Consider the following 19,582-nt stretch of genomic DNA (forward strand, 5'->3'; position numbering starts at 1 on the left):
TTATTCACCATGAAGAACATGAAGGCAGTGAAGAAAAATCCCCCAAAGTTAATAGCCTAATTCTTCATGTAACTTCATGCTCTTCATGGTTATTTCATAATATTGAATACTTTCACAGTCTCTCCAGCGTGGGAATGCAGACCGGTCTTGCCTCGGCAGCTAATGTATGGGTTTGCACTGATGACCCTGGGAACCGGAAAAAACAATAAACAAGTTAACTAAGTAATCTGATGAACTATAAAAAATGGATCGAATCGGCTGTGCCGAAGGCCGGCGTCAGTCATTTAGTGGAAATGTATTTGACTTGGTCCGGCGTGGGCTTTGCCGGAGCGCTGATCGCCAGCGCGCTCGATCATTATTCGGCGGTGCCTTATGCCGCATATTTCACCGGCGCCGTGAACGATGCGGTCGGTTACCGTTTTTGGGTACTTTTGGCCGATATTGGCTTGTTGTTTTTTTGTTTCAGTCTGCCGTTTCTCTTCATGACGCGCTATTTCGGGGCTGTCGAAAAAGTCGCCGGTCCCTTGCAGCGTCTGACCTACACGTTTTTCGTCGTGGCCTTCGACGAAGGCGCATTGATGATCGGCATTTTGTTCGCGAATTTGCTGCATGCCTCCGATAAAACCGTCTTGCTGGTGAGTAAATCGTTTTTATTCAGCGATGTCGGTATTTTTACGATTCTGGTGTTGATCGTTCTGAATTCGGCGCTCTGGATGTTGGGCGAGTCCATTTTCAACCGCGACGATAAAACTTTTTCGGGCATCGTACAAATGCTGATGACTGCGCCGGTCAAATACACTGCCCCGGGTTACTGTTGTTTCACCGGTATCGCGGTTTATTTAATCGTGAGTCAATGAGATGGCGTTACCGATAGAGACTTTCCATTACCGTTTGGCGCATCCGGGGTATTGCGCGATTCCCGGCGCACATCCCGGGCAAATGGTTGGTAGCGGACAGTTATTCAAGCGGCACGAGTCGTTGTTGGCAAGTCCCGATCCCAGGCGCCTGGATTTACGGGCCAGTGTACTCGATCCTTTCAATCATTACCGGGTCAAGGTCTTTCAACAGCACAGCAAAATCGACGTGTTCATTATCGTCGACCTGTCTGCGTCGATGTCCATTCCAGGCGAGTCGTCGAAATTACAGGTCGCGGCTGACTTTTTACTGTCTTCCGCACAATCGGCTTTTGAGTCCGGCGATAATTTCGGTTTCATCGGTTGCGGACAAGGTATCGAAAAAGCATGGCTGTTTCCGAAAGGCTTACGCATGGGCCGCGTGCATGAATTGGCTCGCGATTTGTCTCGCGTTCGAAACGGTCTGAGCGGCAACGGATTGTTTCAGGTGGAGCCTTATTTGCCGCTGCGGCGGTCCTTGGTTTTTCTGCTATCGGATTTTCATTTCGATCTGAATCGATTTTCGCGTCTTGCCGGGCTATTCGGCAGGCATGCCGTCGTGCCGCTCGTCTTGTGGGATCCGGCCGAATATGACGATTTGCCGGAGTGGGGCATCGTCAAATTTCAGGATAGTGAAAATAGGCGCACCCGGACCTTGCTGATGCGTCCCGGATTGAAGCGGAAAATCATCAAGGCCTTTGAGCAGCGCAGAAGCAGTTTACGGCATTGGTTCAGATCCAAGGGTGCGGAGCCGTTGTTCATCGAGGGTCGTTACGAGGCTTCGGCATTGACGAGTTATTTTCTGCAGAGAGTGGTGTGAAAGATGAAAGGTGAAAGGTGAGAGGTGAAAGGTGAAAGATGAAAGATGAAAGGTGAGAGGTGAGAGGTGAGAGGTGAGAGGTGGGCAAGGGGCATAAAGGTGTCGCCCCCCACAAGGGCCTGATGCTCTGTGGGAGCGATCCCCTGATCGCGATGTCATTGCCGAGAACGTTACTGTGAAAGTTCGTAGATTTGGACTCTTTATCTAATTGTTCGATATGCAAAAGCTCAGCAACGAAAATGCCGGTTCCGAAGAGGGTGCGGTTGCTTGACTGACAGGCGTCGGCGGCAGGGACAGCCGCCGTCGAGCCTACAAGGACGTATTCACGGCGTCCTGTCGGGCGAGTAACCGTACCCTCCCTACGCCCGAACTTTCATTTGTTGGGGCGATGGCCGGGCCTTCATGAACGTTAGGTGACAATTAATGGTATTGAGGTCACATTGGCTAAGTTTACAAGAGGGTATCTATAACTAATGAATAACGATGAGCGCTCCGCGTGGGAATGCATACTGAGGTTGACGTTGTTGCTGGGTGTCTTGATCAGCGGTTGTTCCGGATCGTTGGAACAGTCGGTCAGCCGCTTCGAGTTTTTGACGCCGAAGCCGTTCGGTTATGTCATCGGCGATGAAATCGCGCATCGTATCGTCATCGATACGCGCTCCGGCATCGAATTGAATGGCAATACCTTGCCGAAGCAGGGCGAGTTGAATAGATGGTTGACGGTCAACCGGGTCGAACATTCGCAAAGCAAGACCGGCCAAGGCATGCGCCATGTTGTCGATATACGGTATCAGGTTTTTTACGCACCGCTCGAAGTCAAGATGCTGGCGATTCCGGGGTTTTCGGTCACCTTTAATCAACGAGGGCAAGCGATCGAGCAAGCCGTTCCGTCTTGGCATTTCACGATTTCGCCGTTACGCGAATTGGCGGTCCGGAAAGACGATGCGGGCGAATATATGCGCCCCGATGCGCCTCCGGCCCGCTTGTCGAATCGCGAAACCGTGAGCCGTTTGTATGCGAGTCTATTGATCGTGGTGCTGAGCGCGCTTTATTTGGCCTATCTTTACGGCTATCTGCCGGGACTTACGAGACGCGGCATTTTCAAGCGGGCCCAGCGGCAATTGGCGCGCTTGCCCGAACGGGATATCGCATCGGCCTTGAGCGTGGTTCATCATGCACTTAACACATTGAACCGCAATCCTTTGTTTCAACACAAGCTAGATGAGTTTTATCGAAACCAGCCCGATTATCGTAAATTGGCCGATGAGTTGAATGCTTTTTTCGAGGTGTCCAATCGCTATTTTTTTGCCGGTTACGGCGATATCGGGCGGGACGATTTCGGCAAGATAGAGCGTCTATGCCGCTTATGCCGTGAAGTCGAGCGAGGCGGCCGGTGAGCGATATCGCTTTCGAAACGCCCTGGGCTTTGGCAGGGTTGTTGTTGATGGTGTTTCCGTTGCTTAAGACCGGAGCGGCGCCTTCGGCCTATTCATGGCTCGCGATCGTACCTGCCGACTGGCTGTCCGGTTTGTTGGCGTTGCTCTTACGCGTCATCGGGATGTCGGTCGTCGCGGCCTTATCGCTTGGGCTGTCCGGCGCATATTTGAAGGAACAAAAAGTCGAGCGCATCGGGCACGGCGCGCATATCGTGTTGTTGCTCGATCGCAGCCGCAGCATGGACGATACCTTCGCCGGTAGGGCGCCGGACGGTTCGAACGAATCGAAATCGGCAACGGCCCGGCGCTTGTTGACCGAGTTCGTCGAAAAACGCAAGCATGACCGGATCGGTGTCGCGGCTTTCAGTACCTCACCGTTGTTCGTGATGCCGCTGACCGAAAACAAACAGGCCGTGCAGGCGGCGATTGCCGCGACGTCCGCGCCGGCTTTGGCTTACACCAACATCAGCAAAGGTTTGAGTCTGGCCGCGTCGTTTTTCGAACAACAGCCGTTGACCGGTTCCCGGATTTTATTGTTGATCTCGGACGGTGCGGCGGCGATCGACCCCGATAGCGAGCAGGCTTTGAGACAGTTGATCAAGCAACAGCAAATCCGCTTGTATTGGGTGTTTTTACGCACCGAAAACAGCCCGGGCATATTCGATATACCCGAAGATCCTCGAAACGATAACAGCGATGCGATGCCGGAACGTTATCTGCATTTGTTTTTTAAAAGTCTCAATGTGCCTTATCAGGCTTTTGAAGCCGAAAATCCCGATGCGGTGCAAAAGGCGATAGCCGATATCGATACCCTGGAAAATCGGCCGCTGCATTATTTCGAGCGGATTCCGAAACAGGATTTATCCGGATTATGTTATCGCTGGGCCGTCATTTTAGTGTTGTTGCTATTGGCTTTGAAAAGTTGCGAGGTACGAAGATGAAGGTGTCGTTACGGCAAGGTGTGGGTTGGTCGTTGTTTGCCGCCGGCTGTCTGTCGGTCATTGTCCAGCTCTGGACTTTTAATCGAATCGAACGCGAAAATGCATGGATAGCAAAATTGTTGTCGGGTCATGATATCGCCATCGAAAAAGTGATTGGCGCGCAGCCCGAGGTGCGCCTGGCCCGAGCAATTTATCTGAGACAAATGCACCGTTACGACGAGGCGTTGGCGACCTTGAATTTGATTATCGACCAGGGCGGGACGGAACTGCAAATGAAAACCCGTTACAACCTCGGTAACTTGTATCTGGCCCAAGCGGTCGAGCAGACCGAGTCGATGAATTTCAATGAAGCCCTGCCGCTGGCAGGCCTCGCCAAGCAAGCCTACCGGCAGGCCCTGGTCTTGGACAGCGGCTTTTGGGATGCGAAATACAATCTCGAAGTCGCCATGCGGCTGCTGCCTGAAATGAACCGTATCAACATCGGCGACGACGACCCTGAAAGCAAAAAGTCGAAACTATGGACGACGGTGCCGGGGTTTCCTCGCGGTTTGCCATGACTGGGTTGGTTGTGAGCAGTAAGCGGTGAATGGCGAATGCGGCGTAGCCAGGATAAAGCAAAGCGCAATCCGGGGCATTCGGAGTCAGGAAATTCCCGTATTACACTGTCGCTTCACAAGGGCTACGTAACTGAATCGCCGTAAGGTGCGCATCGCGCACCTTTACCTTAAGAATTTCGCGAAAAATAACTTCCTGGAGTTATGGGCTTTGTCGAGGATTCGGTAACTCGCCTGGCAGGACGCCGTTAATACGTCCTTGTAGGCTTGACGGCGGCTTTCCCTGCCGCCGACACCTGCCAATCGAGCAACCGAACCCTTCAAAAATAGGGGAGTTATTTATGACAAAATCCTAAACAATATGACTCAAAAATTATATGCGGCAACGAAAAATACACAATAGTTCAAGAGCGTGAGCCATCGTGTTTTAAAACTAAAAGTAAGGATTCTGTCTCCCCTCTCGAGAAAAAAGGAGTTCGCTCGTTCCCAAGCTCTTTGTTTGGGAATGCGGTACGAGAAGCTCCAGCTTCTCGAAACCTAAGCCAAGAGCTTACGTGAAGGCTTTCCCAAATCGGAGTATGGGAAACAGCGAAGGGTGTCTGAATACTTACAACCAAAAAGTATCAATAAAGAGCTTATGTATTCACGACAAATCTTCAAGGATTACCGTTTTTGGTGTCTGGCCGCGGCCGTCATTGTGCTTGCCTTGTTGTTCATTCATCCTAGCGAACAGCGCAAAAGCCCGGTTTATAATTTGACTTTCGTCATCGACATCACGCGCAGCATGAATGTCGAGGATTACCAGACGGGCGGCCAAGCGGTGAGCCGTTTGGAGTTCGTTAAGCAAAGCTTGCGCGGCTTATTGCTGAAGCTGCCGTGCGAATCGAAAGTCGGACTCGGCATTTTTACCGAACGGCGCTCGACGGTGTTGTTCGAGCCGGTCGAAGTGTGTTCGGGTTTCGCCGAAATCGATGCCGCGATCGCGGCGTTGGATTGGCGCATGGCCTGGGCCGCCGACAGCCGCATCGCTAATGGCCTGATGAATACGCTGGAAATGCGTCAAGACAGCGGTAGTAGTCTGGTGTTTATGACTGATGGACAGGAGGCGCCGCCGGTCAATCCGCGTTATCGCAACGATTTTTCAAGCGTTAGGGGCGCTATAAAAGGTTTGCTGGTCGGAGTCGGCGGAATGGAGTCGGCGCCGATTCCAAAATACAACAGCCGGGGCGAGCCGGAAGGTTTTTATATGGCCGATGATGTGCCGCATCGTTCGACTTTCGGTCTGTCCAATTTGAATCCCGAAGAGATTGAAGGCTATAACGCCCGCAATGCGCCCTTCGGCAGCGAAGCCGTGGCCGGTAACGAACACATGAGTCATCTGCATGAGACCTACTTGCAACAGCTAAGCGCCGAAACCGGTTTGCATTATCATCGTTTGATCGATAGCGAGTCGCTGATTAAGGCGTTGCAGAATGGCGATTTAGCCGAGCAAAAGCAAGTCGAGACCGATGTTCGCTGGCAAGCGGCGCTTGCCGCCCTGGTTATATTAGTGCTTGTGTTTGTTTGAAGACAGTGGATGGGCAAAAAATTAAAAAGCGAGAGGGACGGCGTTTGGATGGATGGCCGATGCCGGCACATCCTTGTGCATAATGATGTGTCAACATTACGATTTACTGAGCTGCATCCTCCGTATCAGGTTTGATAACTTCGATGACCTTGGGTGTCGATTCTTTTACGCTATCGATGGCTGACGGAGAAGCATCCTTGGCTTTGTCAGCAGTTTCTTTGGTGGCATCAGCCGCCTTGGCAGCGTTTTCTACGGCGGTATCGGCCGATTCTTTTACTTCCTCAACGACTTGAGGTCGCTTTTCATCGGCTTGTTCTAACGCTTCCTTGGACGTATCTTCCGCAGCTTCTTCTTTAGTGATTTCCTTGACGGGCTCGACTGCTTTAGTAACGGATTCGTTTATCAGTTTAGTTGAGGTGGCGGGTTTTTCGACTTTTGCCGTATCGTCGGAATTACCGCAACCGGCCATAGCGATAAGGGTTGTTAGGATAAGTAAGGTCTTGGTTTTCATAATGCGCTCCTATCGTTTGTTAGAGGGCAATAGCAAACAGTTCCGTTTGAATGCGAGTGAATTTTGATTCTAACGTAATCAATGGCGCAATGCGTGAATTAGATTTTTATGGGGATAGTTGATTGCTGTCGTCGATTCAAAGCAACCACGCTACTAGAGAGTTCGGGCGGCGATCGATATAAAACGTGATTCGCCGACCGAAAAATCGATTAAAAAGTGATAATTTCTTCGCCTTCGCTGACCAGTACGATGTCGGCCGGACGCAGTGAGAAAATGCCGACCGTGATGACGCCTGGAATGTTGTTAATGGTTTTTTCCAGTTCGCTTGGGTCGACGATGTTCAGGTTATGCACATCGAGAATATGGCCGCTGTTGTCAGTCACGCAGTTTTCCCGCCAGACCGGTTGGCCACCCAGTTTGACTATTTCTCTAGCTACGAAACTTCTTGCCATTGGAATGACTTCCACCGGTAGCGGGAATTTGCCGAGCACGTCGACGCGCTTGGAGCCGTCCGCGATACAGACGAATTTCTTACTGGCGCCGGCGATGATTTTTTCGCGGGTTAATGCGGCGCCGCCTCCTTTGATCAATTGTTTGTTCGGGTTGATTTCATCCGCGCCGTCCACGTAGACCTCGAGGGTGCCGACATCATTCAAATCCAGTACAGGAATGCCCATCTTTTTCAGATGAGCCGTGGTGGCTTCGGAGCTGGATACCGCGCCTTCGATGCCCGATTTCATCTCGGCCAGGCCATTGATGAAGTGGAACACGGTCGAGCCGGTTCCGACGCCGACAATCGAAACGCCTTTGACATAATCGAGGGCTGCATAGGCTACTTTTTGTTTGAGTTCGTCTTGTGTCATAGCTTTTTTATTATTGAGTTAGTGGTTGTAGTTAATATGTGATAATAACGCATCTAAATCGAGAGCTCATCCGTTTTTTAAGCATGTTAACTAAGTATATCGAAAAAATACTAAAGGCCCGCGTATACGATGTTGCGGAAGAGACGCCGCTGGATTATGCGCCGGGCTTGTCCAAGCGTCTAGGCAACGCGGTTTATTTGAAGCGTGAGGATTTGCAGCCGGTCTTTTCGTTTAAATTGCGCGGCGCCTATAACAAGATCGCGGCGCTGGATGAGCAAGCCAAGGCAAATGGCGTTATTGCGGCCTCGGCCGGTAATCATGCGCAAGGCGTGGCATTGTCGGCGCAGATGCTCGGCATCGATGCGTTGATCGTAATGCCGCAAACGACGCCCGAAATCAAGGTCAATTCGGTGCGCGCGCGCGGCGGCCAGGCCGTTTTGTTCGGCGATTCCTACGACGAAGCCTACGGTCGGGCTCGGGAAATCGCCGCCGAGAAAAACATGACCTTCATTCATCCGTATGACGATCCCGAGGTCATCGCCGGGCAGGGTACGATCGGCATGGAGATTTTACGGCAAAAAACCGGCGCACTCGATGCGGTGTTCGTGCCGGTCGGCGGTGGCGGTTTGTTTGCCGGTATTGCGGCCTATATCAAATTCGTGCGCCCCGAGGTCAAGCTGATCGGCGTTGAGCCGGACGATGCCGATTGCTTGAATCAGGCCTTGAAGGCGAACGACCGGGTCGTGCTCAAACAGGTCGGATTGTTTGCCGACGGGGTCGCGGTCAAGCAAATCGGCGAGGAGCCGTTTCGGATACTGCGGCATACGGTCGATGCGGTCGTCACGGTCAATACTGATGAAATCTGCGCGGCGATCAAGGACATTTTCGACGATACCCGCTCGGTTGCCGAGCCTGCCGGCGCATTGGCCTTGGCCGGCTTGAAAAAATATGTCGAAACCCGAAAAATCGTCGATCAAACGCTGATTGCGATTGAAAGCGGCGCGAACATTAATTTCGACCGGTTGCGCTATGTCGCCGAGCGGGCTCAGGTCGGCGAGCATCGGGAGATTTTGTTGGCTGTCGAAATTCCCGAAGAGTCGGGTAGTTTTTTGCATTTTTGCAACATGCTCGGTAATCGCAACATCACCGAGTTCAATTACCGTTATTTCGACGCGCGCAAGGCTCAGGTCTTCGTCGGTCTTTCGACCAGCGGCGCCGAGTCGGACAAGCCGGAAGTGATTCGGCGCCTCGAGGCCGAGCGCTTTACCGTGGTCGATATGACCGCGAACGAACTCGCCAAGGAGCATATCCGTTACATGGTCGGCGGTCATGCGCCGCGTGCTTTGAATGAAGTGATATACAGTCTGCAATTTCCCGAGCGTCCCGGCGCTTTGCTGAAGTTTTTGACAGCCTTGGGAGGGCGCTGGAATATTAGTTTGTTTCATTACCGCAATCATGGCGCGGCTTTCGGGCGAGTGTTGATCGGGTTACAAATGCCGAATTCCGAGCGCGATACGTTTGAGGTGTGCCTGGAGAGCTTAGGATTCGAATATTCGGAGCAAACCGCAAATCCTGCTTACGATTTGTTTGCCGGTGGTGGGGAGGAGAAAGGGTGAAAGAGGAAAGAGGAAATTGGGGCTTGACAAGAGGTTAAAATGTCGCATCATTTCACTATTCACTATTCACTATTCACTATTCACTATTCACTATTCACTATTCACTATTCACTATTCACTATTCACTATTCACTATTCACTATTCACTATTCACTATTTACTATTCACCGCGCATGCCCACGGCGGTCTGGGTTTTGGACATAAAAAAGGCCGCATTCGGAAAATGCGGCCTTTTTTGGTTCGGTAATCGGGTGAGCGATTAACGTTTGGAGTATTGAGGACGCTTTCTGGCTTTGTGCAAGCCGACTTTTTTACGTTCTACTACGCGTGCGTCGCGAGTGACGTATCCTGCTTTTCTGAGGGAAGGGCGCAGCGTTTCGTCGTATTCCATCAACGCTCGGGCCAGTCCGTGACGTATCGCGCCAGCTTGGCCGGAAGGGCCTCCGCCTTTGACGATGACGTTGACATCGAATTTATCGATCATATCAACGCATTCTAGCGGTTGGCGAGAAATCATTTGGTCGGTTTTCCGTCCGAAATATTGCTCGATGCTTTGACTATTGATCGTTATTTTACCGGTTCCGGTGGTTGCGTAAACGCGCGCGATAGCGCTTTTACGACGGCCTGTTCCATAATACTGAGCTGCTGCCATGATCTACCCGCTTAAATTTCTAAAACTTTCGGCTGTTGAGCCTGATGATCGTGTTCAGGACCCGCATATACTTTCAATTTCTTGAACATTGCGCGGCCCAATGGATTTTTTGGTAACATGCCTTGCACGGCTGTATTGATAATACGGTCCGGGAAGGTTTGTCTGAGTTTGCCTAAGTTAACGGCTTTCATATTACCGATATAACCTGTGTGGCGGTAATACATCTTGTCTTTTTCTTTATTGCCGGTCACTGCGATTTTTTCAGCGTTAACGACAATGATATAGTCGCCGGTATCGACGTGCGGTGTGTATTCGGGTTTATGTTTCCCGCGAAGACGGCGCGCAATTTCAGTGGCAAGCCGACCAAGCGTCTTCCCTTCTGCATCAACTACGTACCAATCGCGCTTAACTTCTGCTGGCTTTGCACTAAAAGTTTTCATCGTTACTGTTTATTCTGTTTAGGACCCAATAAAAGACTGGGAATGTTACTAGAGTCGCTAGGGTTTTTCAAGTTTATTTATTGTTTCTGAAGGTTAACCTGCGCGAGGTCATGCTTGAGGCTTTTATTTTTCTATAGCTTGATATTCAATGCGTGCAATTTACGGTATAAATGAGTTCGTTCCATGCCGATGATCGAGGCAAGTTTGGCAACGCTGCCGCCGGATTTTTCGAAATGGTATTCGAGATAGGCCTTTTCGAAGTGTTCTCGTGCTTCTTTTAATGGCAGATTATAAAACTCCGGGACCGACGATCTGCCGCCCGTTTGTTCGACCGCTGAGCCTAACGCGCCTTTGACTTCGTCGAGCTCCATGTCGTCGCCGACGCCGAGAATCATCAGGCGTTGAACTAGGTTCCTCAGTTCTCTTACGTTGCCTGGCCAACTGTAATTTCTTAAATAATTCTGCGCCGCCATCGAAAATTTTCGGAACGGCAGCTTTTCCTGATTCATGAATTGATCGACATAGAATCCGAGCAAGGCCGGTACGTCCTCGCTATGCTCGCGTAGCGGCGGAATTTCCATCGTGACTTCGTTGAGTAAATAATACAAATCCCGTCGAAACCGGCCTGCCTTAACTTCTTCTTCGAGCGAGACTCGGGTCGAGGTGACGATTCTGACGTCGACGCTGACCGATTGGATGCCTCCGCTACGCAAAAAGGATCGAGACTCCAATGCGCTGAGTAGTCTCAATTGAGATTCTTTGTCCATGCCGGCGATTTCCGATAGGAACAGCGTTCCGCCATGAGCCTGTTCCAGCAAGCCGGGCATCGCTTTGCCGTTTTCCTCCTTGCCGAAAAATTCGATCACCGAGTTTTCCGGCGAAAGGCTTCCGACCGCGACGTCGATAAACGGCCGTTCTCTACGTACGCTATGGTTATGTAGGTAACGGGCATAGAGTTCTTTACCGACGCCGGCATCGCCAACGAACAGCACGCGGGTATCGTGTTGCGCGAGACGCTTCAGTTGTTCTTTGATGCGGGCAATCGTTGCGCTTTTTCCGACCGGTTCGAAATCCAATGTTTGATATGCCTTCGGAACGGGTAGTTCGATTTGCAATTGACGCGATTCGAGCGCGCGTTCGACGATCAACAATAACTTGGCCAGAGACAACGGTTTTTCCAGGTAGTCATAAGCGCCTAGTCGCGTAGCTTCGACGGCCGATTCGACAGAGCCGTGACCGGACATCATAACGACCGGCGAGGCAAAACCGCCTTCCGCGATCCATTCCTTAAGGAGCGTTATCCCATCTGTGTCGGGCATCCAGATATCCAGCAGGATCAAGTCCGGTTTTTTTTCGTTCTTTAATTGTCTTGCTTGGCCTGCGTTTTCAGCGGTACTGACTTCGTAGCCTTCATCTTCCAGGATTTCATGAACCAGTCGACGAATATCCGGTTCGTCGTCGACCACTAAGATGTGTGCTGCTTTTGCATTCATAATATAAATAAGTAATAGCGTTAGACGGCAGGGAGTTGGATCACGAAGCCTGCACCGGCTTTATAGCCTGTGTCGATCCAAATGGCTCCGCCGTGTTCCTCGATAATCTTTTTGACGATGGCCAGTCCTAAACCGGTACCTTTTGCCTTGGTTGTAACATAAGGTTCGAATATTTTATCCAAATGCTCTTCTTTAATGCCCGGACCGTCATCATGAAAAGCCACTTCGACGAACCTGGCATTATTTTTAAACCGGTTAGTGATTGTAATTTTTACGTTGCCGTTTTTTTCGGTGGCTTCTAAGGCGTTTTTTATCAGGTTGTGTAGAACCTGTCGAATACTGATTCGGTCACCGTTGATCATCATAATCTCTTCTTCGACTGAAGTGGTAAATTTTGCATCGCCCTGTGAGGCGTAAAGGGTTAAAACTTCCTGTATTAGCGAGGGTAGGTTGATGTGCTCGGTTTGCTTTTTAGAGACTCTGGCATATTCGGAGAAATCGTCCACCATTTCTTTCATCGCTTCGACTTGCTGAACGATGGTTTCGGTGGAGCGCTGTAATATCGCAAGCGATTTTGGTTGCAATTCATTGGCGAGTTTGTGTTGCAGGCGTTCGGCCGATAGTTGTATTGGTGTTAGAGGATTTTTGATTTCATGAGCTAGACGCCGGGCGACTTCACCCCAAGCGGCATTTTTTTGCGCTTGTATTAGGTCAGTGACATCGTCGAACACGACGACAGCGCCTATGCTACGGCCTTCGGGCGAGTAGAGCGGGGTTCCTCTGCATAACAGTTCTTGCAGGCCGTTGGGGCCCAGGAAGGCGATGCGTTGCTCCCAAATATCCTCGGCATTTTCAAGCAAATGTTGAATTTTTCGCAAAGGATCGGCTAAATCCGAGTGCTCTTTTGACAAGTCCGACAAAGTTTGTCCGTAAAATCCGCTGACTTGTAGATGAAAGATACGGTAGGCGGCCTGGTTGGCCGTGCGGATTCTAAAATCCTTGTCAAAACTTATCACGCCGGCTGTTAGGTTGGCTAGAATTGTTTCCAGATAAGCACGTTGATTCTCGACTTCGATACCGGCCAGTCGGGTTTCGTCGCGGGCCTTGGCGATGCGTTGGGCCATGTCGTTGAACGAGATAACCAGAAACCCCAGGTCGTCCTGGGCCAGTACTGGAAGCTGTTGGTTGTAATGGCCCGCTGCGATAGCTTGCGTGCCTTTGACCAGTTCCTTGACCGGCGCGACAATGTTTCTGATGCTGATAAATGCGACCCAGATTGCCGCAAGTAGACTCATTAACAATACCAATGATAAGGCAAGCGAAAAGCTCAGTTTCAACGAATTTCGTAGAAAATTCATTTCTTGGTAGCGCACGAAGGCGAATTCAACTGAATCGGCCAGGTCCATGATTCTAAGGGGGACCGGGTATAGGGCTTGAAGATATTGAATGTCTTGAGTGCTGACAGTAACGATGACTTGTACCCGCAACTGCTCTTCCTTGGTCGAGTCAAGCGCGACGTAATGGTCGTTGCGGCGCACGTCCAGCCAGGCATGTTCGTCGGGAAGATGAGGGAGAATATCGCCGGGATTGATGCTGCTGGAAGCGATGATGCGGCCTTGTCTGGAAAATAAGGTCATTTCCGCCGCGCCGGCTTGTGCGCGTAGCTTTTCCAGATCGTCCATGCGTTGCGTTTCGGATTTGGTTTCGTAGAGTTGGTCGACGAGTTGTTGAGTCTGCCGTAAATGCCAACGCATCCGTTGGTCAAGGGAGGCTTGGCTGAGTTCGAGCGAGTCTTCCATCGCTCGGTCGATTTCGACATTGAACCAACTATCGATACCCTGATGTAAAAATTGCATCGAAAAGAAAAAAACGATGCCGGCGGGGGCTAGCGCCAATAGCACGAACAGCGAGACCATGCGAATCGTTAGCTTAGAGCCTGCTTCGCGTTTTTTGAGTTGTTGGGTAAGCGAGACAATGTTGACGCCAATCAATCCCAACAAGACGATCGAGCCTAGCGCATTGATGATCAATAATGATGAGTACATCTCGTTGAGTTGCGAGGATTCTTGGGTTGCCGAACTCATTAATTGCAAAGACAGCAAAACCAGTCCGAATAGAACCGCAATTAACGGGGCAAGGGGAAAACTCATTTTTGCACGGGCCATTGCAACCAATCGCTCGATAAATACCATTGCGGGTTGATATAAGTGGCGGGGCGGAGCGGCAAGGGCAGGGCTTCGCGGTCGAAACGAGTCTTGACGCCGACCTGGTAGCTCTCATCCTCAACGAGATCGTCTTCATTGAGTACGGCAATGTTACGGATCGCCGACATGCCGGCTAATGCCTCGGAAAGCGACGCGTAACTCGTACTGTCCGAGGAGGTGATGTTAGTGACTCGGTAGTTGTTCAATAAGGCGTGATATTGGATGCGGTAACGAATTTTGAAATCAACTAGGGTTTTGTTCCAAAGCCAAGCACGTTCGTGAACGACTTTGATCAGCACATCCCAGTATAAAGGAATGCCTTTTTGCAGTGCTTCGCGAGCGGTTTGAGTTAATTGATAATGGATATCTGCAGATAAGTAATATTGGCCGTCTCTCAATGCAAAGTCGATACTTCGGACTTCAATCTTCGATTCGTCCGCATGAAGAAAAGCCGGTCGAGCCAGTAGTCCGGCGAGTACCGCTATCCATATGCCTATCGATAGTAGGCGGTTAGTGTTTACGAATACGCGCATAATAAAATCCGTCCATTGCCTGGCTGCCGGTCAATATTTGCCGGCCATGGGGTCTTGCCATGCCCCAGTTGCAATCGATGGGCCATTCCGAAGCATCTTGATGGTGGTCTAAAAACCGTTGGATTTGTAGCTCATTCTCTTCCTTCAAAATCGAACACGTCGCATAAACCAGTAAGCCGCCCGGGGCTAACAAAGGCCATATGGCTTCGAGGATCTTTTGTTGGAGCTGTTGTAATGGGGCTATATCGCCGGGTTTGCGCAACAATTTAATGTCCGGATGTCGGCGGATTACCCCAAGTGCCGAGCACGGCGCATCGAGTAGGATTCGGTCGTACGGAACGCCGTCCCACCAGTCGTTAGGTTGGGAAGCGTCCGCGACAATGCATTCGGCATCGAGCCTTAGCCGTCGTAAGGTATCGCGGACTTTTTGCATGCGATTGGCATCGATATCGATTGCCGTGAGGCACGATATATCTCCTTGCGTTTCCAGAATATGTGCCGATTTGCCGCCGGGGGCCGCACAGACATCCAGTACCCGTTGGTTCGGCTTTAGGTCCAGTAATCCGGCTGAAAATTGCGCGGCAAGGTCTTGTACCGAAACCAAGCCTTCGGAAAATCCAGGCAATTGTTCGACCGGAACCGGCCGCTCAAGGATGAGCGCGGAAGGGCACTCGGAAGTCTCGATTGCACCGAGTTCGGCGGCGGCTAGTTGTGCTTTATAATCGGTTCGGTCGATGCGTGCTGAATTGACGCGCAGAGTCATTGGTGCCTGAAGATTGTTTTCGACCAATAAGTGCCCGGCTTGTTCCGGCCAATTTGAGCCGATCGTATCGATTAGCCACTTCGGATGATTGCTTGCCGCTACCGGGTCGTTGTCGGCCAGCGATTGTAATTCATCTCTGCGTCTTTGATAGTTTCTCATGATGGCATTGAGCAGCGGTTTTGCCCAAGCCTTTTTTCGAGGGGCTGCCGAAACCGTTTCGGAAACCGCGGCATGGGCTTTAACGCGCATGTATTCGAGCTGATAAAGACCGATCAAGGCTAAGGTCTTGATCTCATCGTCTTTGATCGGTTTACTCAATAATTGCCCGAGCAGAAAGTCGAGCCGGTAAAATTCACGAATGACACCATAGCATAGCGCTTGAACGAAAGCCTTGTCAGTAGCTGACTCGATCGTGCCGAGCGATTGTTCGAGGGCTGCGGTTAGCGATTGGCCTTCCTTCAATACCCGGCTCACAATCCGGGCCGAGAGATTTCTTAGGTTCACAGAGGATTAACCCAGGCTTTGCGCAGTCACATCATGCGCATTCATAAAGGCGGAGGCGGATATACGTTTGCCGCCGGGCAGTTGGACTTCAAGCAGGCGCAGTAAACCGTCGCCGGTGGCGACTTCAAGGTGTTTGCCGTTTTTGAGCAGCGTACCGGGTTCCTCATCGGTTTGACCGCTGAGCGGTTCGGCTAACCAAATGCGTAAAATTTGATCTTTATAACGCGTTTGCGCTACCGGCCACGGATTGAAGCCTCTGATTTTTAAATCCAATTGTTCGGCAGATTCGTTCCAGTTTAGATTCGCTTCGCTTTTTTCGAGCTTTGCGGCATAAGTGACTTGGCTTTCATTCTGTATTTCCGGATGTAGCGTATTATCTTCAATATTCGGTAATACCTTGCTCATGCCAAGCGCGCCTAGTTTGGCCAGGTTGTTATGCAGATCTCCCGCCGTGTCTTTGGGGGTAATACTGTATTCTTCTTTATGTAGCATGTCGCCGGCATCCAATTTGAGGGCCATGCGCATAATCGTGACGCCGGTTTTTTCGTCGCCGGCGATCAAGGCTCTTTGAATCGGTGCCGCGCCGCGCCAGCGCGGTAGTAATGAAGCATGTACGTTGATGCAGCCGAATGTCGGCAAGTCAAGAACTCGCTGCGGCAGAAGCATGCCGTAGGCGACCACGATCAGCAAATCCGGTTCGAACGCCGCCAGTTGTTGAAAGTGATGATCGGGTTTAAGAGATTCCGGTTGTAAAACCGGAATTCCGGATTGCATGGCCAGTTCCTTGACAGGGCTGGGTTTCAATTGCCGTCCGCGCCCTGCGGGGCGGTCGGGTTGAGTATAAACCGCGCAAATTTGATGGCTCGAGGCAATCAACATGCGTAGCGTAGGCACGGCAAATTCAGGGGTGCCGGCGAAAACGATTTTCATGAGGCTTTTTGTTCCAATCGATGAATTTTATTCAGTTTCTTTTTAATCATTTGGCGTTTCAGCGGCGAAATATAATCGACGAACAACTTGCCTTCTAAGTGATCCATTTCGTGTTGCACACAGACAGCCAACAGATCCTCAGCCTCGAATTCAAATGATTCGCCGTCGCGATTGAGAGCGCGTACTTTGATGTGTTCGGCGCGTTTGACTGTTTCGAAAAAACCTGGGACTGACAAACAGCCTTCTTCGGTTTCTTCGATGCCGTCTTTGGCAAGGATTTCAGGATTGATTAGACACAGCGGAGATTTCTTCTCTTCACTGACGTCAATGACAATGACTCGCTTGTGAACGTTGACTTGAGTTGCGGCCAAGCCGACGCCGCGAGCTTCGTACATGGTTTCGAACATATCGTCGACGAGTTTCCTGATATCGGCATCGACCGTTTCGACCGGGGCCGCCTTTTTACGCAAGCGCTCATCAGGGAACTCGAGTATAGTTAGAATGCTCAACAATTTCTCCACTATCATATTACAATTCTGGAATTTTATATGAATTCATCTAAACTTTGAATTCAGACAGCATAATATTACCGGATCTATCGTCTCAGGAACTCTCTATGGCTTTTCGACAAATTTTTGGATTGATCGTTTCGTTAGCAGTCAGCGTACTCGGTTGGGCGCAGGAAATAGAGGTCAATCCTTCTCACCCGGATCAATATACCGTAGTTAAGGGCGATACGTTATGGGATATTTCGGGAAGATTTTTGCGTAAACCTCATCAATGGCCTTTAATTTGGGAAGGTAATCCGCAAATCGATAATCCGCATTTAATTTATCCGGGCGATACCATTTATTTTTCCGAAGTCGGTGGTAAGCCTCGCTTAAGTTTGTCGCCGTCAGGATTTACCGGCGATTTAGGTTCGTCAAGAGAAGTCAAGCTCTATCCTCGTATTCGTGAAATGGACCTCATTGATGCGATCGAGTTAATTCCTTCCGAAAAAATCGCCAAATATTTGGCCTCGCCACGCGTGGTTGGGCAGGATGATTTGGAAAACTCGCCTTATGTCATCGACTTTGCAGGCGAGCACCTAATTGCCGGTCCCGGCAATCGTGTTTATGTTCGTGCGATCGAAAAGCCGGAAAGCTTGACCTATACGATTTATCGGAAGGGCGATACTTTCGTCAGTGCCGAGACCAAAGAAATTCTGGGTTATGAAGCGAAGTTTGTTGCAAATACGACGCTACAAGCGCCCGGCGATCCTGCAACGCTGCTCGTTACGCGTTCGACCAGCGAGATTCGCATGGGCGACAGACTTATGCCGCACCAAGAAGGCGATTTTACCCTGCATTACTTTCCTAAGCCGCCGGAAACTGAAATACAAGGTAGTATTATTAGTGTGCTGGATGGCGTTACTCAAATTGGGCGCTATAATGTCGTCGCCATCGATAAGGGTGCGTCGGATGGTCTGAAAGTCGGGCATGTGCTCGATATTTACAAAAAAGGGAAGTCCGTTCGAGATCCTTTTAGTAAAATAAGGAACGATACGATTCAATTACCCAATGAGTTGGCCGGAACCTTGATGGTTTTCCGAACCTTCGATCGGATTAGTTATGCGCTGGTAATGGACGCACACCAAGCGATTCACGTACTTGATAAAGTTCAAACCCCCTGAAAAATTTTCAAATTTCCTCCGATATCAAATACTGGCTTGCCTTATTGCGCACGCCGGGTTTCGGCTGTCGGTCGTTTCTTAAAACGCTCGACAGTCATACTCCTCAGCAATTGTTTTCCGAGTCAAGCAGTGGATTGGCCGCTCTCGGGCTAAAGGATTCGGTCGTTCAAGCGATTCGCAATCCCGATTGGACAGCGGTAGAACAAGATTTGCATTGGTTGGAGCAGCCTGGGCATTTGGCCGTGACTTTAGCCGATCCTTGTTATCCGATGCAGCTAAAGGAAATCGCCGATCCGCCGCCATTATTGTTTATTAGAGGAAATCCGGATATTTTGGCGCTTCCGCAAATCGCTATCGTTGGTAGCCGAAATCCTTCCCATTTAGGTGTCGAGACCGCTACTGAATTTGCTAAAGCCTTGGCAAGAGAAGGCTTTGTGATCACCAGCGGATTGGCTTTAGGTATTGATGCCGCCGGGCACAAAGGCGCCTTACAAGTTCAAGGGTACACGATTGCCGTAGCGGGAACCGGGTTGGATCGGGTGTATCCTGCGCGCCATAGAACATTGGCGACCGAAATTGTCAATCATGGTGCAATGATTTCAGAATTTCCTCCCGGAACTGGGGCGAAAGCCGATCATTTTCCTAGACGTAACCGAATTATCAGCGGTTTGTGTATCGGACTACTGGTGGTTGAGGCAGCCAAACAAAGCGGTTCTTTGATTACTGCGCGCATGGCTTTGGAGCAGAACCGCGAAGTGTTCGCGATTCCGGGGTCGATTCATAACCCCTTGGCAAGAGGATGTAATGCTTTGATTCGTGAGGGCGCTAAACTCGTTGAAACCGCGCGCGATATTCTTGAAGAATTAAGTCAGTATAATCAACAGGATGATGATATTTTTACGGAATTGAGACAAACAACGCTTGACCTTGAGCAACAAACATTATTGAATCTAATTATGTTCAGCCCCACTTCCATTGATAGTTTAGTGGAAAATACCGGATTACCGGTTGAAGTCATTTCGTCGATGTTGTTGGTTTTGGAGCTGCAGGGTTACGTAGAATCCGTTTCGGGAGGCTGTTATACCCGAATTAAATAAACGCTGTATGAAGGCGCAGTACAGGGAGTGCTGCCGTTTTTAGCCGATACCGGCTGCGAAAACGGAGGAATCGGATCGATTCCAAAAAGGAAT

The 19,582-nt window shown here is 50.3% G+C and carries 19 protein-coding genes; 9 read left to right on the forward strand and 10 right to left on the reverse strand.

Annotated elements, in window-relative coordinates:
- The first annotated feature begins 230 nt into the window (after positions 1–230).
- The 6 genes from METBU_RS0119490 (at position 231) to METBU_RS0119515 (ending at position 6,211) form a co-directional block, all read left to right on the forward strand.
- Entirely contained in the window at positions 231–857 is a 627-nt protein-coding gene (locus METBU_RS0119490; RefSeq protein ID WP_017842210.1) for a hypothetical protein, read from the forward strand.
- Between the two features lies 1 nt (position 858).
- Positions 859–1,713 (forward strand): DUF58 domain-containing protein, encoded by an 855-nt coding sequence (locus METBU_RS0119495; protein ID WP_017842211.1) that lies wholly within the window; start codon positions 859–861, stop codon positions 1,711–1,713.
- A gap of 473 nt (positions 1,714–2,186) precedes the next feature.
- Positions 2,187–3,110, forward strand: a complete 924-nt coding sequence (locus tag METBU_RS0119500) for a hypothetical protein (protein WP_017842212.1) — start codon at positions 2,187–2,189, stop codon at positions 3,108–3,110.
- Entirely contained in the window at positions 3,107–4,090 is a 984-nt protein-coding gene (locus tag METBU_RS0119505; protein ID WP_017842213.1) for a vWA domain-containing protein, read from the forward strand. The genes METBU_RS0119500 and METBU_RS0119505 overlap by 4 nt, the downstream gene beginning before the upstream one ends.
- Positions 4,087–4,647 carry an MxaK protein gene (locus tag METBU_RS0119510; RefSeq protein WP_017842214.1) on the forward strand — a complete coding sequence of 187 codons (561 nt, stop codon included), beginning with the start codon at positions 4,087–4,089 and terminating at the stop codon, positions 4,645–4,647. Before METBU_RS0119505 ends, METBU_RS0119510 begins: the two co-directional genes overlap by 4 nt.
- Positions 4,648–5,281: 634 nt before the next feature.
- A complete protein-coding gene (locus METBU_RS0119515) occupies positions 5,282–6,211 on the forward strand; it encodes a vWA domain-containing protein (protein ID WP_017842215.1) in 930 nt (309 codons plus the stop codon).
- A gap of 103 nt (positions 6,212–6,314) precedes the next feature.
- Here METBU_RS0119515 and METBU_RS25505 read toward each other — a convergent pair whose 3' ends face one another.
- Both METBU_RS25505 and rpiA read right to left on the reverse strand, forming a co-directional pair.
- Positions 6,315–6,722, reverse strand: a complete 408-nt coding sequence (locus tag METBU_RS25505; protein WP_017842216.1) for a hypothetical protein — start codon at positions 6,720–6,722, stop codon at positions 6,315–6,317.
- Between the two features lie 209 nt (positions 6,723–6,931).
- Positions 6,932–7,585: a ribose-5-phosphate isomerase RpiA gene (gene rpiA, locus METBU_RS0119525; RefSeq protein WP_017842217.1), complete on the reverse strand. Its 654-nt coding sequence runs from the start codon at positions 7,583–7,585 to the stop codon at positions 6,932–6,934.
- 83 nt (positions 7,586–7,668) lie between these two features.
- Here rpiA and ilvA point away from each other — a divergent pair, with 83 nt between their 5' ends.
- Positions 7,669–9,201: a threonine ammonia-lyase, biosynthetic gene (gene ilvA / locus METBU_RS0119530; RefSeq protein WP_017842218.1), complete on the forward strand. Its 1,533-nt coding sequence runs from the start codon at positions 7,669–7,671 to the stop codon at positions 9,199–9,201.
- A 259-nt stretch (positions 9,202–9,460) separates the two neighbouring features.
- On the opposite strand, the gene rpsI is transcribed toward ilvA, so the two are convergent.
- The 8 genes from rpsI to def all read right to left on the reverse strand — a co-directional run bounded on the left by rpsI (position 9,461) and on the right by def (position 17,229).
- Positions 9,461–9,853, reverse strand: coding sequence for a 30S ribosomal protein S9 (rpsI, locus tag METBU_RS0119535; RefSeq protein WP_017842219.1), 393 nt, complete (start codon positions 9,851–9,853; stop codon positions 9,461–9,463).
- 11 nt (positions 9,854–9,864) lie between these two features.
- Entirely contained in the window at positions 9,865–10,293 is a 429-nt protein-coding gene (gene rplM, locus METBU_RS0119540) for a 50S ribosomal protein L13 (RefSeq protein ID WP_017842220.1), read from the reverse strand.
- A gap of 131 nt (positions 10,294–10,424) precedes the next feature.
- Complete coding sequence (locus METBU_RS0119545) at positions 10,425–11,786, reverse strand: sigma-54-dependent transcriptional regulator (RefSeq protein WP_017842221.1); 1,362 nt, start codon at positions 11,784–11,786, stop codon at positions 10,425–10,427.
- Between the two features lie 20 nt (positions 11,787–11,806).
- Positions 11,807–13,951 (reverse strand): sensor histidine kinase, encoded by a 2,145-nt coding sequence (locus METBU_RS0119550; RefSeq protein ID WP_017842222.1) that lies wholly within the window; start codon positions 13,949–13,951, stop codon positions 11,807–11,809.
- The gene (locus METBU_RS0119555; protein WP_017842223.1) at positions 13,933–14,523 is read right to left on the reverse strand and encodes a DUF4390 domain-containing protein; all 591 of its coding nucleotides are present in this window, start codon (positions 14,521–14,523) and stop codon (positions 13,933–13,935) included. Before METBU_RS0119555 ends, METBU_RS0119550 begins: the two co-directional genes overlap by 19 nt.
- Positions 14,501–15,790, reverse strand: a complete 1,290-nt coding sequence (gene rsmB, locus METBU_RS0119560; protein WP_026130336.1) for a 16S rRNA (cytosine(967)-C(5))-methyltransferase RsmB — start codon at positions 15,788–15,790, stop codon at positions 14,501–14,503. Before rsmB ends, METBU_RS0119555 begins: the two co-directional genes overlap by 23 nt.
- A 6-nt stretch (positions 15,791–15,796) precedes the next feature.
- Positions 15,797–16,720 carry a methionyl-tRNA formyltransferase gene (gene fmt / locus METBU_RS0119565; RefSeq protein WP_017842225.1) on the reverse strand — a complete coding sequence of 308 codons (924 nt, stop codon included), beginning with the start codon at positions 16,718–16,720 and terminating at the stop codon, positions 15,797–15,799.
- Positions 16,717–17,229, reverse strand: a complete 513-nt coding sequence (def, locus tag METBU_RS0119570; protein WP_040575895.1) for a peptide deformylase — start codon at positions 17,227–17,229, stop codon at positions 16,717–16,719. The genes fmt and def overlap by 4 nt, the downstream gene beginning before the upstream one ends.
- A 107-nt stretch (positions 17,230–17,336) precedes the next feature.
- On the opposite strand from def, the gene METBU_RS0119575 reads away from it, so the two are divergent.
- Complete coding sequence (locus tag METBU_RS0119575) at positions 17,337–18,392, forward strand: LysM peptidoglycan-binding domain-containing protein (protein ID WP_017842226.1); 1,056 nt, start codon at positions 17,337–17,339, stop codon at positions 18,390–18,392.
- A gap of 44 nt (positions 18,393–18,436) precedes the next feature.
- The gene (gene dprA / locus METBU_RS0119580; RefSeq protein ID WP_017842227.1) at positions 18,437–19,489 is read left to right on the forward strand and encodes a DNA-processing protein DprA; all 1,053 of its coding nucleotides are present in this window, start codon (positions 18,437–18,439) and stop codon (positions 19,487–19,489) included.
- Positions 19,490–19,582 lie beyond the last annotated feature (93 nt).

Origin of the sequence: Methylotuvimicrobium buryatense 5G, from assembly GCF_000341735.1 — a bacterium.
Lineage (GTDB): Bacteria > Pseudomonadota > Gammaproteobacteria > Methylococcales > Methylomonadaceae > Methylotuvimicrobium > Methylotuvimicrobium buryatense.